This window comes from Streptomyces sp. NPDC079020, assembly GCF_044542225.1.
GTDB lineage: Bacteria > Actinomycetota > Actinomycetes > Streptomycetales > Streptomycetaceae > Streptomyces.
In genome coordinates this window covers 367,001-381,369 of the sequence record NZ_JBITUB010000001.1, presented here as the reverse complement: position 1 = coordinate 381,369, position 14,369 = coordinate 367,001, and the positions used below count along the sequence as shown (strand labels likewise).

General features: G+C 69.3%; 11 protein-coding genes. 7 read left to right on the top strand and 4 right to left on the bottom strand.

Annotated features, from left to right (window positions below):
• Positions 1-140: 140 nt before the first annotated feature.
• Complete coding sequence (locus tag ACIGJO_RS01760; protein ID WP_399950501.1) at positions 141-3,290, top strand: efflux RND transporter permease subunit; 3,150 nt, start codon at positions 141-143, stop codon at positions 3,288-3,290.
• Between the two features lie 111 nt (positions 3,291-3,401).
• On the opposite strand, the gene nadA is transcribed toward ACIGJO_RS01760, so the two are convergent.
• Positions 3,402-4,589: a quinolinate synthase NadA gene (nadA, locus tag ACIGJO_RS01755; protein ID WP_399950498.1), complete on the bottom strand. Its 1,188-nt coding sequence runs from the start codon at positions 4,587-4,589 to the stop codon at positions 3,402-3,404.
• A 222-nt stretch (positions 4,590-4,811) separates the two neighbouring features.
• Between nadA and ACIGJO_RS01750 the strand changes: the two genes are divergently transcribed.
• Complete coding sequence (locus ACIGJO_RS01750; RefSeq protein WP_073725163.1) at positions 4,812-5,168, top strand: iron-sulfur cluster assembly accessory protein; 357 nt, start codon at positions 4,812-4,814, stop codon at positions 5,166-5,168.
• A gap of 73 nt (positions 5,169-5,241) precedes the next feature.
• Here the strand turns inward: ACIGJO_RS01750 and ACIGJO_RS01745 are convergent, their stop codons facing one another.
• Entirely contained in the window at positions 5,242-6,672 is a 1,431-nt protein-coding gene (locus ACIGJO_RS01745; RefSeq protein WP_399950495.1) for a hypothetical protein, read from the bottom strand.
• Between the two features lie 197 nt (positions 6,673-6,869).
• Positions 6,870-7,067 carry a hypothetical protein gene (locus ACIGJO_RS01740; RefSeq protein WP_399950491.1) on the bottom strand — a complete coding sequence of 66 codons (198 nt, stop codon included), beginning with the start codon at positions 7,065-7,067 and terminating at the stop codon, positions 6,870-6,872.
• Between the two features lie 159 nt (positions 7,068-7,226).
• Between ACIGJO_RS01740 and ACIGJO_RS01735 the strand changes: the two genes are divergently transcribed.
• Complete coding sequence (locus ACIGJO_RS01735; protein ID WP_399950488.1) at positions 7,227-8,201, top strand: carbohydrate kinase family protein; 975 nt, start codon at positions 7,227-7,229, stop codon at positions 8,199-8,201.
• On the opposite strand, the gene ACIGJO_RS01730 is transcribed toward ACIGJO_RS01735, so the two are convergent.
• Positions 8,202-9,584, bottom strand: a complete 1,383-nt coding sequence (locus tag ACIGJO_RS01730; RefSeq protein ID WP_399950485.1) for a cysteine desulfurase/sulfurtransferase TusA family protein — start codon at positions 9,582-9,584, stop codon at positions 8,202-8,204.
• A 270-nt stretch (positions 9,585-9,854) separates the two neighbouring features.
• Between ACIGJO_RS01730 and coxB the strand changes: the two genes are divergently transcribed.
• The 4 genes from coxB (at position 9,855) to ACIGJO_RS01710 (ending at position 14,335) form a co-directional block, all read left to right on the top strand.
• Entirely contained in the window at positions 9,855-10,823 is a 969-nt protein-coding gene (gene coxB, locus ACIGJO_RS01725; protein ID WP_399950482.1) for a cytochrome c oxidase subunit II, read from the top strand.
• Entirely contained in the window at positions 10,820-12,556 is a 1,737-nt protein-coding gene (gene ctaD, locus ACIGJO_RS01720; RefSeq protein ID WP_399950478.1) for a cytochrome c oxidase subunit I, read from the top strand. The genes coxB and ctaD overlap by 4 nt, the downstream gene beginning before the upstream one ends.
• The gene (locus ACIGJO_RS01715; RefSeq protein ID WP_399950474.1) at positions 12,553-12,951 is read left to right on the top strand and encodes a cytochrome c oxidase subunit 4; all 399 of its coding nucleotides are present in this window, start codon (positions 12,553-12,555) and stop codon (positions 12,949-12,951) included. The genes ctaD and ACIGJO_RS01715 overlap by 4 nt, the downstream gene beginning before the upstream one ends.
• Before the next feature lie 130 nt (positions 12,952-13,081).
• Positions 13,082-14,335, top strand: a complete 1,254-nt coding sequence (locus ACIGJO_RS01710) for an Ig-like domain-containing protein (RefSeq protein WP_399950472.1) — start codon at positions 13,082-13,084, stop codon at positions 14,333-14,335.
• Positions 14,336-14,369 lie beyond the last annotated feature (34 nt).

The following is a 14,369-nucleotide window of genomic DNA, read 5'->3' as shown; positions in this document are numbered from 1 at the left end:
CCTCAGTCCCGCCGGAGGCGCACGCCCGGCCCCGCTCCTTCCCCCAACCTCCATGTGCCGGTCGGTACGAGCGGCGGGAGGCTTCCCCCGTTCCACCTCCTGCCCATCTGCCGCGCAAGCCACAGAAGAGAGACCCACCCATGTCCTGGCTGTCCAGATTCAGCCTCGCGCAACGGGCCCTGATCGGGCTGATCTCGATCGTCGCGCTCGTATTCGGAGCGATCGCGATCCCGCAGCTCAAGCAGCAACTGCTGCCCACCATCGAACTCCCGATGGTGTCGGTGCTGGCCCCCTATCCGGGTGCGTCTCCCGATGTGGTCGAGAAGCAGGTCGTCGAACCCCTGGAGAACTCCATCAAGGCCGTCGACGGCATCGAGGGCATAACCTCGACCGCCAGCGAGGGCAACGCCGTCATCATGGCGACGTTCGACTTCGGTGACGAGGGCACCAAGCAGCTCGTCGCCGACATCCAGCAGGCCGTGAACCGGGCCCGCATCCAGCTCCCCGACGACGTGGACCCCCAGGTCATCGCCGGTTCCACCGACGACATCCCGACCGTGGTCCTCGCCGTCACCGCCGACAAGGACCAGCAGGCGCTCGCCGACCAGCTGGACCGCACGGTCGTCCCCGCCCTGGAGGACATCGAGGGTGTCGGCCAGGTCGCGGTCGACGGGGTCCAGGAACTCCAGATCTCCGTCGTCCCCGACGACAAGAAGCTCGCCGGGGCCGGACTGAACGCCGGATCGCTGGCCCAGGCGCTCCAGGCGGGCGGCGCCACCGTCCCGGCCGGTTCGTTCTCCGAGGCGGGCAAGAGCCGCACCATCCAGGTCGGCGGCGGCTTCACCTCGCTGAAGCAGATCCAGGACCTCCAGGTCGCCGCCAAGGACCCGGCGACCGGTCAGCCCGGGAAGCCGGTCCGCCTCGGTGACGTCGCCGAGGTGAAGCAGGAGCCCTCCACCGCGGTCTCCATCACCCGGACGAACGGCAAGCCGAGCCTCGCCGTCATGGCGACGATGGACAAGGACGGCAGCGCCGTCGCCATCTCGGACGCCGTCAAGGAGAAGCTCCCGGACCTGCGCAAGGACCTCGGCGCCGGCGCCGAACTGACCGTCGTCTCCGACCAGGGCCCCGCCGTCTCCAAGGCGATCTCCGGTCTGACCACCGAGGGCGCGCTCGGCCTCGTCTTCGCGGTCATCGTGATCCTGGTCTTCCTCGCCTCGCTGCGCTCGACCCTGGTCACCGCGGTCTCCATCCCGCTCTCCGTGGTCCTCGCGCTGATCGTTCTCTGGACCCGCGACCTCTCGCTGAACATGCTCACGCTCGGCGCCCTGACGATCGCCATCGGCCGTGTCGTCGACGACTCGATCGTGGTCCTGGAGAACATCAAGCGGCACCTCGGCTACGGCGAGGAGCGCCAGCCGGCGATCATCGCGGCCGTCAAGGAAGTGGCCGGAGCCGTCACCGCCTCCACCCTGACGACGGTCGCCGTCTTCCTCCCGATCGGTCTGGTCGGCGGCATGGTCGGGCAGCTCTTCGGCTCGTTCTCGCTCACCGTCACCGCGGCCCTGCTGGCCTCCCTGCTGGTCTCGCTGACCGTCGTCCCGGTCCTCTCGTTCTGGTTCCTGCGCGCCCCCAAGGGCACGGAGGAGAACCCGGCCGAGGCACGCCGGAAGGCGGAGGAGAAGGAAGCGGCCAGCAAGCTCCAGCGGCTCTACGTCCCGGTGCTGCAGTTCGCGACCCGGCGCCGTATCACCAGCATCGTCATCGCCGTCGCGGTGCTCTTCGGCACCTTCGGCATGGTGCCGCTGCTCAAGACGAACTTCTTCGACCAGGGTGAGCAGGAAGTCCTCTCCATCAAGCAGGAGCTGACCCCCGGCACCAGCCTGGAAGCCGCCGACAAGGCGGCCCGGAAGGTCGAGAAGGTCCTCGACGACGACAAGGGCGTCAAGGACTACCAGGTCACCGTCGGCTCCTCCGGCTTCATGGCGGCCTTCGGCGGCGGTACGGGCGCCAACCAGGCCTCCTACCAGGTCACCCTGAAGGACGCGGCCGAATTCGAAGCCGCTCAGGACCGCATCGACGAGGCCCTCGGCAAGCTCGACGGCATCGGGGACACCACCATCGCCGCGGGCGACGGCTTCGGCAGCCAGGACCTCAGCGTGGTGGTCAAGGCCTCCGACGCCGACGTCCTGAAGAAGGCGTCCGAAGCGGTACGCACCGAGGTCGGCGGGATCAAGGACGTCACCGACGTCCAGAGCGACCTGGCGCAGAGCATCCCCCGGATCTCGGTCAAGGCCAACGACAAGGCGGCCGCCGCCGGATTCGACCAGGCCACGCTCGGCGCGGCCGTCGCCGGTGCGGTGCGCGGCACCCCGTCCGGCAAGGCGATCCTGGACGACACCGAGCGTGACGTCATCGTCCGGTCCTCCCACCCGGCCACCACGATGGCCGAGCTCAAGGACCTGCCGCTCGGCCCGGTCAAGCTCGGCACGATCGCCGATGTGAAGCTGGTCCCCGGCCCGGTCTCGATGACCCGGATCGACGGCCAGCGCGCCGCGACGATCACCGCCAAGCCCATCGGCGACAACACCGGCGCGGTCTCCGCCTCGCTCCAGTCGAAGATCGACGCCCTGGACCTCCCGGAGGGTGCCACCGCCACCATCGGCGGAGTCTCCGAGGACCAGAACGACGCCTTCATGAAGCTGGGCCTGGCCATGCTGGCGGCCATCGCGATCGTCTTCATGCTGCTGGTGGCGACCTTCCGGTCCCTGGTCCAGCCGCTGATCCTGCTGATCTCCATCCCGTTCGCGGCCACCGGCGCGCTGGGGCTGCTCATCATCACCGGCACCCCGATGGGCGTTCCCGCGATGATCGGCATGCTGATGCTGATCGGCATCGTGGTGACCAACGCGATCGTGCTGATCGACCTGATCAACCAGTACCGGTCGCAGGGCATGGGCATCGTCGAGGCGGTCGTCGAGGGCGGCCGTCACCGGCTCCGCCCGATCCTGATGACCGCACTGGCGACGATCTTCGCGCTGCTCCCGATGGCGCTCGGCGTCACCGGCGAGGGCGGCTTCATCTCGCAGCCGCTGGCGGTCGTGGTGATCGGCGGTCTGATCACCTCCACGCTGCTGACGCTGCTGCTCGTGCCGACGCTGTACGCGATGGTCGAGCTGCGCAAGGAGCGCCGGGCCGGCAAGAAGGCGGCCAAGCGGGCCGGGAAGTCCGCTGCCCCGGCCGCGCGGGCCACGGACGAGGCCCGCGAGACGGAGCCCTCGGGCGTGTGATCCGCCGGCCCGCTCCATGACGGACGGCTGACAACGAAGGGGCCTGTCCCACGCGTCCACCGCGTGGGACAGGCCCCTTCGTTGTTCACTGTGGCCGCGCGGGACGCGCGGCTACGCCAGCGCGAGCATCCGCTCCAGCGCGAGCTTCGCGTACTTCTCCGTCTCCGGGTCGACCTCGATCCGGTTGACCAGATTGCCCTCGGCCAGGGACTCCAGCGTCCAGACGAGGTGGGGCAGGTCGATCCGGTTCATCGTCGAGCAGAAGCACACCGTCCGGTCGAGGAAGACGATCTCCTTGTCCTCGGCCGCGAAGCGGTCGGCGAGCCGGCGGACCAGGTTCAGCTCCGTGCCGATCGCCCACTTCGAGCCGGCCGGGGCCGCTTCCAGGGCCTTGATGATGTATTCGGTCGAACCGACGTAGTCCGCGGCCGCCACGACCTCGTGCTTGCACTCCGGGTGCACCAGCACATTGACGCCGGGTATGCGGGCGCGCACGTCGTTGACGGACTCGACCGAGAAGCGCCCGTGCACCGAGCAGTGCCCGCGCCACAGGATCATCTTCGCGGCGCGCAGCTCCTCGGTGGTCAGGCCGCCGCCCGGCTTGTGCGGGTTGTAGAGGACGCAGTCCTCCAGCGTCATTCCCATGTCCCGCACGGCGGTGTTCCGGCCGAGGTGCTGGTCGGGGAGGAAGAGCACCTTCTCGCCCTGCTCGAAGGCCCACTCCAGGGCCGTCCGCGCATTGGACGAGGTGCAGATCGTGCCGCCGTGCCTGCCGGTGAAGGCCTTGATGTCGGCGGAGGAGTTCATGTACGAGACGGGCACGACCTGTCCGGCGACACCGGCCTCGGTCAGGACGTCCCAGCACTCGGCGACCTGCTCGGCGGTGGCCATGTCGGCCATCGAGCAGCCCGCCGCCAGGTCCGGCAGCACGACCTTCTGGTCGTCCGTGGTCAGGATGTCCGCCGACTCGGCCATGAAGTGCACGCCGCAGAAGACGATGTACTCGGCCTCCGGGCGAGCCGCCGCGTCCCGGGCGAGCTTGAACGAGTCGCCGGTGACGTCCGCGAACTGGATGACCTCGTCGCGCTGGTAGTGGTGGCCGAGGACGAAGACCTTGTCCCCGAGCTTCTCCTTCGCGGCACGGGCGCGCTCCACCAGGTCCGGGTCGGACGGGGAGGGGAGGTCGCCGGGGCACTCGACGCCGCGCTCGCTCTTCGGGTCGGCCTCACGGCCGAGCAGCAGCAGCGCGAGGGGCGACGGCTGTACATCCAGGGGCTGGGCGGTGGTCACGTCACGCACCCTCTCTTCTCTGCGGACTAGCCTTTTCGTCTATTTGACATTATCTATCATAACCGCTTCGCGTCACGTTGACGATGCCGATAGCGTCGATGTGACGCATCCGGCTGCCCGGGTGGTGTGCGAGCATGAAAAGGAACAGACAGGCGCCTGGCCCGGAATGAATCCGCGGCCCCGACGGTTGAAACGTCGGCAAGCAGTCCGTACAACCCGGGAGAGAAGCAGATGTCCGTATCGGACGAGACCACCACCGTGAACGACGGCATCCTCCTTTCGGACGCCGCCGCAGCCAAGGTCAAGGGCCTGCTGGAGCAGGAGGGCCGCGAGGACCTGGCGCTGCGCGTCGCCGTTCAGCCCGGCGGTTGCTCGGGCCTGCGCTACCAGCTCTTCTTCGACGAGCGTTCGCTCGACGGCGACGTCGTGAAGGACTTCGACGGCGTCAAGGTCGTCACCGACCGGATGAGCGCCCCGTACCTGGGCGGCGCCTCCATCGACTTCGTCGACACCATCGAGAAGCAGGGCTTCACGATCGACAACCCGAACGCCACGGGTTCCTGCGCCTGCGGCGACTCCTTCAACTAGGCGCCACGCACGACGGCGGCGGCCCCCGGAGTGATCCCGGGTGCCGCCGCCGTCGTGTGTGCCCGGACCCTGTTCAGCCGCGCGGCACCGCACTGCCCGACTCCGCGTCGACGACCCTGCGCTCGCCCAGCGGCGCGTCCAGCGTCACCGTCCGCTTCAGCTCCTTGGCGATCATGATGCAGACCTTGCCGCCGTCCTGCTTCGCCTCGGTCACCGACACCCGCACCTGACCCGCGCTCTCCTCGGCGCTCGCCGTGTACGTGCTGCACGCGCCGCCCCAGAACGCCACCTCCAGCATCCGGCCGTCCACGCCGTACGAGGTGACCTTCCGGTCGCCCGACTGCCGCGGGGCATCCGGCTTCGCCAGGAAGTCGGGGGCCACGGCCACCTGGGTGACCGTGCTCTCCGGGCCGCCGGGCGCCGACCGTACCGAGAAGAGCCAGGACGGTACGAGGGTCTGCCGCCCGTCCACATGGTTCAGGGCCAGCCCGAACACCGCCTTGTGGACCGTCCGCGTGACCGGTGCCGGCTTGCCGTTCGACGGCACGCACTGCGGCTGGGAGGGCTTCACGGGCTTCTGCCCGTCCTGCAGCGGTACGGGGACGGCGCAGCCGCCGACGTCCGGCGGGCCGCTGTTCCGGCTCAGGGCATTCAGCTGCTTCAGCGCCTCGTCCGCGCCGACCGCCGGATAGGTGTCGCCCTTCTCCAGGGCCTTCAGGCGCCCGCTGCCGCCGACCACATCGCCGCCGGGGCCCACCTGGATCCCGGTCTGCCAGCCGTACGTGGGCAGCCCGTCGACCACCGGGTCGGCGTTCACCACCCGTACGGCGCCCATCAGCTGGCCCGCGTCGAGGGCCGCGCCGTCCTGGCCGGCCGCCCTGAGCACGGGTGCCGCGGCCGCCTTGGCCGCCTTGTCGCTCACCGGGCCGGCCCCGCCCGGCCCCCCGTCCTCGTTCGCGCACATCCTGCCGGGCTCGCACGGGGCCGGGCCCCCGGAGCCGTACCGGGCGAACGTCCAGGTGCCCGGGGCCTGCTTCGTGACCTTGAGGGAGGGCCCGTCCTTGCCCGCGCCCACCGCCCAGGAGGTGCCCTCGGTGTGCGGGGTGCCCGTGAGGCCGAGGGCCTTCGCCAGCCGGGTGACCTCGGCCGCGGTAACGGTGCCCGTCGCACGGTGGACGGCCGCCGAGTCCGGGCCGTCGGGCAGTTCGCCGGAGGCGCGGTAGACGATCCCGGAGCCCCCCGGGTCCGGTTCACCCGGGGCGATGCCCCGGGGCGGCGCGGGGGTCCCCCCGGACGCGTCCAGGGACAGCAGGGGGGCCGCGCTGTCGCTCCGGGCCGCGTTGCCACCGTCCGTACTGCCGCCGCTGCCGTCCGAGGCCGTCGAGGCCCAGTACGCGCCGCCGCCGCCGGCCAGCAGCACCGCTGCCGCCACCGAGACCACCGCGAGCGGCGGACGTCGCCGCCGGGGACCGGTCACGTCGTTGTCGGGTCGCTCGGTGCTCACCGGATCGCTCCTTCGACTGCATCGCCGTCACGGTGTCTGCCGTGTGTCCCCCGGGTGGCGGACAACGGTGGGACGGAGCAGGGGAGCGCGCGGTTCCACCGGCGGGCGCGGGGGAGTCCGCGCCCGCCGATCGGAGCCTCGTCCGGAGGAGCGGGAACCGGCCGGAAAAAGCTGTTTGCCGCAGCCGGTTCCGGGGCTCAGTCGCCGTACTCGGACATCGAGTCGATCAGCCGGGCGGAGGCGGGAGGCACCGATACCCCGTGGATCAGGGACGGTGCCACCGGTGCCGCGGCCGCCTTCGCCGGTACCACCCAGTGCGGCGCCATTCGCGCGCAGTCGCCGCGCAGCTCGGCAAGGCTCATCTCGGACTCACGCGGTGCGATGTGCTTCGACATATCCGCACCGTATGCACGGTCGGGCTCGGGTAGAAAGCCCTACTATCGGGTAGTTTTCCCCTCTCGGTCGGGACGCGATCACCCGGTAGCGTGAACTGTCACGCCGTCCCGGAGGGCGCGCTCCGCGTTCCCTTCGCCTTCCGCAGGAGCATTCTCCCCGTGCGTATTGCAGTCACCGGCTCCATCGCCACCGATCACCTCATGACCTTCCCCGGCCGTTTCGCCGACCAGCTGGTCGCGGATCAGCTGCATACGGTCTCCCTCTCCTTCCTCGTCGACAACCTCGATGTGCGCCGGGGCGGTGTCGCCGCGAACATCTGCTTCGGCATGGGCCTGCTCGGCACCAGCCCGGTCCTCGTCGGCGCCGCCGGCGCCGACTTCGACGAGTACCGTGCCTGGCTCGACCGGCACGGCGTCGAAACCGGCTCCGTACGGATCTCCGAGGTCCTGCACACCGCCCGCTTCGTCTGCACCACCGACGCCGACCACAACCAGATCGGCTCCTTCTACACGGGCGCGATGAGCGAGGCCCGGCTGATCGAGCTGAAGAGCGTCGCCGACCGGTTCGGCGGCCTCGACCTGGTCTCGATCGGCGCCGACGACCCCGAGGCGATGCTCCGGCACACCGAGGAGTGCCGCACCCGGGGCATCCCGTTCGCCGCGGACTTCTCCCAGCAGATCGCGCGCATGGACGGGGAGGAGATCCGGATCCTGCTGGACGGAGCCACGTACCTCTTCTCCAACGAGTACGAGAAGGGGCTCATCGAGTCCAAGACCGGCTGGAGCGACGAGGAGATCCTGGCCAAGGTCGGCCACCGGGTCACCACGCTCGGCGCCCGCGGGGTCCGGATCGAGCGGGTCGGCGAGGAGACGATCGAGGTCGGCTGCCCGGACGAGGAGGCCAAGGCCGACCCGACCGGCGTCGGTGACGCCTTCCGGGCCGGATTCCTCTCCGGTCTGGCCTGGGGAGTCTCCCTGGAGCGCGCGGCCCAGGTCGGCTGCATGCTGGCCACCCTGGTCATCGAGACGGTCGGCACCCAGGAGTACACGCTGCGCCGCACCGACTTCATGGACCGCTTCACCAAGGCGTACGGCGACGAGGCCGCCGCCGAGGTGCGCGTCCACCTGGTGTAGTCAGCCGAGCCGGCGGACCACATAGGCCGAGCCCCGGTCCGCCGGCTCCTCTCCCACGTACTCCTGACCGCGCATCTCGCACCAGGCCGGGATGTCCAGGCGTGCCGCCTCGTCGTCGGCCAGGACCGTCACCGTGCCGCCCACGGGTACCTCTCCGATCACCTTTGCGAGTTCGATCACCGGAATCGGGCAGCGCCTGCCCACCGCGTCGACGACGAGGGACCGCGCGGGGGCGGGGGAGACGGGGGCGGCCACCGGGGCGCCCAGCTTCTCCCGGACCCCGGCCACCACGCCCGGCAGGACCTCGAGGAAGCGGTCGACATCGGCCCGGGTGGTGCCGGCGGGGAGCGAGATCCGGACGTTTCCCTCGGACAGCACGCCCATCGCCTTGAGCACATGGCTCGGTGTCAGTGTGCTGCTGGTGCAGGACGAACCGGACGATACGGAAAATCCCTCCCGGTTCAGTTCATCCAGCAGCGTCTCCCCGTCGACATAGAGACAGGAGAAGGTGACCAGATGCGGCAGCCGCCGCTCCGGGTCGCCCACCACCTCCACATCCGGCACCCGCGCGGCCACCGAGGTCCGGATCAGCTCCACCAGGGCCCGCAGCCGTACCGATTCGGCCGCCGCCTCGGCGCGTACCGCCCGCAGCGAGGCCGCCGCCGCCACGATCGCCGGGATGTTCTCGAACCCGGCCGCCCGCCCCGACTCCCGTTCCCCGAAGGGGCCTTGGGGGGAGAAGCGGACCCCCTTGCGCACGGCCAGCAGCCCGACCCCCGCGGGTCCGCCCCACTTGTGGGCGGAGGCGGTCAGCAGCGACCAGCCGCCGGGCACCGGCCCCCATCCCAGCGACTGGGCCGCGTCCACCAGCAGCGGTACCCCGGCGGCGGCGCAGATCCCGGCCACCTCGGCCACCGGCTGCTCGGTGCCCACCTCGTGGTTGGCCGACTGGAGGCAGGCCAGCGCGGTGTCGGCGCGCAGGGCCCCGGCGTACCCCTCCGGGCTCACCGCCCCCGACCGGCCGGCCGGCACCTCGGAGCACGACCCGCCCGCGGCCTCATGGGCCGCGGCCGAATGGAGCACCGACGAATGTTCGACCGCGGAGTGGACCAGATGACGTCCGACACGCCGGCGCCCGGCGAGCGCCCCGGCGATCCCGGCGTGCACCGCCGTCGTCCCCGAAGAGGTGAACACCAGCTCGTCCGGACGGCAGCCGGCCGCGTCCGCCGCCGCCTCCCGGGCCGCGTCCAGCAGCAGCCGGGCGCGCCGCCCCTCCCGGTAGAGCCTGGCGGGATCGGCCCAGCCCTCGTCCAGGGAGGCGAGCAGCGCCTGGCGGGCGACGGGGTGCAGGGGTGCGGCGGAGGCGGCGTCGAAGTAGGGCACACCGCCACGCTAGCCCGCCCCCGTCCCCACCCCGGAGCCGACCGGCCGCCGCGGCGGGAGAGGGAGCGTCAGATGGTGGCCGGAGGCCCGGATTCCACCCCTTCGGGGAGTCGGGCGGCGCGTTGGGCACCCTCCCCGCGCGACCCCAAATAGCGTCCAGTAGGGTTTGGTCCGCATAAACATCCAAACCCCTGCCCGCGTCAGGGCCGGCGACCGACCAGCGAGACGGGCGCGCCGACCGTGCGGGCGAGACTCTCGGGAAGGCGCTACGTGAGTCCCAACGGCTCCGACCGCTCGTCGCGGCGCCCGATGCGGCGGAAGCTGCCGCAGGTGCTGACTGCGGGCCTGGTCCTGGCGACGGCCTCCGGTTGTTCATACAACTGGGAGGATTTCCCCCGCCTTGGTATGCCCACCCCGGTAACGGAAGAGGCCCCTCGGATCCTCTCCCTCTGGCAAGGCTCGTGGGCGGCAGCGCTCGTCACGGGTGTCCTTGTCTGGGGGCTGATCATCTGGAGCGTCATCTTCCACCGGCGCAGCCGATCCAAGGTGGAGGTACCTCCGCAGACCAGGTACAACATGCCCATCGAGGCGTTGTACACAGTGGTTCCCCTCATCATCGTCTCGGTGCTCTTCTACTTCACCGCACGCGATGAATCGAAGCTCCTGGAGCTCTCCGACAAGCCGGCCCACACCATCAATGTGGTCGGCTACCAGTGGAGCTGGGGCTTCAACTACATCGAGAAGGTGGAAGGCCAGCCTTCCGCCGGCGGCGAGATCCCCAAGGAACTCGACGCCATTCCCGACCGGTACCGCAAGGACTTCCCCACGGACGCCGGCGGCGTCTACGACGTGGGCATCCCCGGTACGCGCAACCCGCAGAACGGCAACCCGGGTCCGACCCTGTGGCTGCCGAAGGGTGAGAAGGTCCGTTTCGTCCTTACTTCGCGTGACGTCATCCACTCCTTCTGGGTGGTGCCGTTCCTCATGAAGCAGGACGTCATTCCGGGCCACACCAACGCGTTCGAGGTCACTCCCAAACGGGAGGGCACCTACATGGGCAAGTGCGCCGAGCTCTGCGGCGCCGACCACTCCCGGATGCTCTTCAACGTCAAGATCGTCTCCCCCGAGCGTTACCAGCAGCACCTCAAGGAGCTGGCGGAGAAGGGTCAGACGGGCTACGTGCCGGCAGGCATCGAGCAGACGGACCCGGCCAGGAATGCGGAGACGAACAAACTGTGAGCATCCTCAACGAACCTCAGGGTGCCGAGGCAGCAGACGACTCGTACGAGGACGAGCTGCCGGTACGGCGCAAGCAGCCGGGAAACGTCGTCATCAAGTGGCTGACCACCACTGACCACAAGACGATCGGCACGCTCTACCTGGTCACGTCGTTCGTGTTCTTCTGCATCGGCGGACTGATGGCGCTCTTCATGCGCGCCGAGCTGGCCCGTCCCGGCACGCAGATCATGTCGAACGAGCAGTTCAACCAGGCGTTCACGATGCACGGCACGATCATGCTGCTGATGTTCGCGACGCCGCTGTTCGCCGGATTCGCGAACTGGATCATGCCGCTGCAGATCGGTGCGCCCGACGTGGCGTTCCCGCGGCTGAACATGTTCGCGTACTGGCTGTACCTCTTCGGTTCGATCATCGCGGTGGCCGGCTTCCTCACCCCGCAGGGTGCCGCCGACTTCGGCTGGTTCGCCTACTCCCCGCTGTCGGACGCCGTCCGCTCGCCGGGCATCGGCGCCGATATGTGGATCATGGGTCTGGCGTTCTCCGGATTCGGCACGATCCTCGGTTCGGTCAACTTCATCACCACGATCATCTGCATGCGCGCTCCCGGCATGACGATGTTCCGCATGCCGATCTTCGTCTGGAACGTCCTGCTGACCGGTGTGCTGGTCCTGCTGGCCTTCCCGGTCCTCGCCGCCGCGCTCTTCGCGCTGGAGGCGGACCGCAAGTTCGGTGCGCATATCTTCGACGCGGCCAATGGCGGCGCATTGCTCTGGCAGCACCTCTTCTGGTTCTTCGGCCATCCAGAGGTGTACATCATCGCCCTGCCGTTCTTCGGAATCATTTCCGAAGTGATTCCGGTGTTCAGCCGCAAGCCGATGTTCGGCTACATCGGCCTGATCAGCGCGACGATCGCCATCGCGGGCCTCTCGGTGACCGTGTGGGCACACCACATGTACGTCACCGGCGGTGTGCTGTTGCCGTTCTTCTCGTTCATGACCTTCCTGATCGCGGTACCGACCGGTGTGAAGTTCTTCAACTGGATCGGCACGATGTGGAAGGGGTCGTTGTCCTTCGAGACACCGATGCTCTGGGCCGTCGGCTTCCTGATCACCTTCACCTTCGGTGGTCTGACCGGCGTCATCCTGGCCTCGCCCCCGCTGGACTTCCACGTCTCCGACTCGTACTTCGTCGTCGCGCACTTCCACTACGTCATCTTCGGCACCGTGGTCTTCGCGATGTTCTCCGGATTCCACTTCTGGTGGCCGAAGTTCACGGGCAAGATGCTGGACGAGCGGCTCGGCAAGATCACGTTCTGGACGCTGTTCGTGGGCTTCCACGGCACGTTCCTGGTGCAGCACTGGCTCGGTGCCGAGGGCATGCCGCGTCGTTACGCGGACTACCTCGCCGCCGACGGCTTCACCGCGCTGAACACGATCTCCACGATCTCCTCGTTCCTGCTCGGCCTGTCGATGCTGCCGTTCTTCTACAACGTCTGGAAGACGGCCAAGTACGGCAAGAAGATCGAGGTCGACGACCCGTGGGGTTACGGCCGCTCCCTGGAGTGGGCGACCTCCTGCCCGCCGCCGCGGCACAACTTCCTCACGCTGCCGCGGATCCGTTCCGAATCCCCGGCGTTCGACCTGCACCACCCGGAGATCTCGGCGCTCGAACAGCTGGAGCACCACTCCGAGGCCGGCACGGCCCTCGCCGGTGGCAAGGAGGCAGGCAAGTGAAGATCCAAGGCAAGATGTTCATCTGGCTGAGCGTCTTCATGCTGGCCATGGCCGTCACGTACGGCGTCTGGTCCAAGGAGCCGGTGGGCACCACCGCGCTCGTCCTGGGCTTCGGCCTGAGCATCATGATCGGCTTCTACCTGGCCTTCACGGCCAACCGGGTCGACGAGATGGCCCAGGACAACAAGGAAGCCGATGTCGCGGACGAGGCCGGCGAGGTGGGGTTCTTCTCCCCGCACAGCTGGCAGCCGCTCTCCCTGGCGGTCGGCGGAGCCCTCGCCTTCATGGGCGTCATCTTCGGCTGGTGGCTGCTCTACTTCTCGGCCCCGATGCTGCTGATCGGACTCTTCGGCTGGGTCTTCGAGTACTACCGCGGCGAGAACCGCACCCAGTGACACCGCACCACCCGTAACACCCGCAGTACCCCGCGAGGGGCCCGGACCGCTCAGCCGAGCGGTCCGGGCCCCTCGCTCGTTTGCAGGCACTGAACGCGCTGGATCGGATGAATCTTCTTAGCGTGGGTTCATGAACCAGACGCCCCGTATCCGCACCGTAGTGAACTGCACTCTGCTGGTCGTGACCCTGGTCGCAGGGGCGACAGCCTGTGGTGGACCCGATGGCCATCCGCTCGCGGAGAAGCCGTACGACGCGGGCGACCAGGTCTCCTTCAACGGTCCGTCCGAGGGCCACAAGGCCGACCCGGACAAGCCCCTCGAAGTCACCGTCACGGATGACGGCACCCGGATCACGGATGTGTCGGCGGTGGACAAGGGCGGCCGCCATCTGGCGGGCGAGCTCACCGCCGACGGCAGGCGCTGGCACTCCACGGCCCCGCTGGCGGCCGGCACGGGATACACCGTCAGGGTCTCCACCGAGGACGATGACGGCGCTCCGGGCAGCCGTACGCTCACGTTCGACACCGCCTCGCCCAAGAAGCTGCTGAGCGTCTCCTTCGGCCCCCGGGCGGGCACCTACGGCGTCGGACAGCCCATCACCGCGGAACTGAGCGCTCCGGTCGCGGACAAGGCCTCACGGGCCACCGTGGAGCGCGCCCTGAAGGTCCGCTCCACGCCCGCGGTGACCGGCTCCTGGTACTGGGTGGACGACAAGACCCTGCACTACCGCCCGCAGGACTACTGGCCCGCCAGGGCCACCATCGAGGTCCGCAGCAACCTCACGGGCATCAAGGTGACCAACGCCCTCTACGGGGCCGCCGCCAAGCCGCTGAAGCTCACCACCGGGGACCGCATCGAAGCCGTGACCGACGCCGCGGACCACTCGATGACGGTGCTGCGCAACGGAGAAGTGATCAACACCATTCCGGTCACCACCGGCAAGCCGGGATTCTCCACCCGCAACGGTGTCAAGGTGGTGCTCGGCAAGGAGTACTACGTACGCATGCGCGGGGAGAGCGTCGGCATCGCGGCCGGCTCCTCCGAGTCGTACGACCTGCCGGTCTACTACGCGACCCGGGTCACCTGGAGCGGCGAGTACGTCCACGCCGCCCCCTGGTCCACCGGCTCGCAGGGCAGCGCGAACGTCAGCCACGGCTGTACGGGCATGAGCACCGGCGACGCCGAATGGTTCTTCGACACCGTCCGCGAGGGCGACATCGTCAAGGTCGTCGGCAGCGAGGGCGAGACGATGACCCCGTTCGACAACGGCTTCGGCGACTGGAACCTGACCTGGGAGAAGTGGCAGAAGGGCAGTGCCCTGCACAGCGGGGCGCCGGACAGCGCGAACACCGTCCAGGCCGCGCGCCTGCGCCCCCAGGTCTGACCCGGCAGTGGAGTGCACTGCCCTCCTGAGGGCC

What these genes read in the sequence shown, in the direction of transcription:
- ACIGJO_RS01760 (WP_399950501.1), top strand. Translation starts at nt 141, where the DNA reads ATGTCCTGGCTGTCCAGATTCAGCCTCGCGCAACGGGCCCTGATCGGG.
- ACIGJO_RS01710 (WP_399950472.1), top strand. Translation starts at nt 13,082, where the DNA reads ATGAACCAGACGCCCCGTATCCGCACCGTAGTGAACTGCACTCTGCTG.
- ACIGJO_RS01750 (WP_073725163.1), top strand. Translation starts at nt 4,812, where the DNA reads ATGTCCGTATCGGACGAGACCACCACCGTGAACGACGGCATCCTCCTT.
- ACIGJO_RS01740 (WP_399950491.1), bottom strand. Translation starts at nt 7,067, where the DNA reads ATGTCGAAGCACATCGCACCGCGTGAGTCCGAGATGAGCCTTGCCGAG.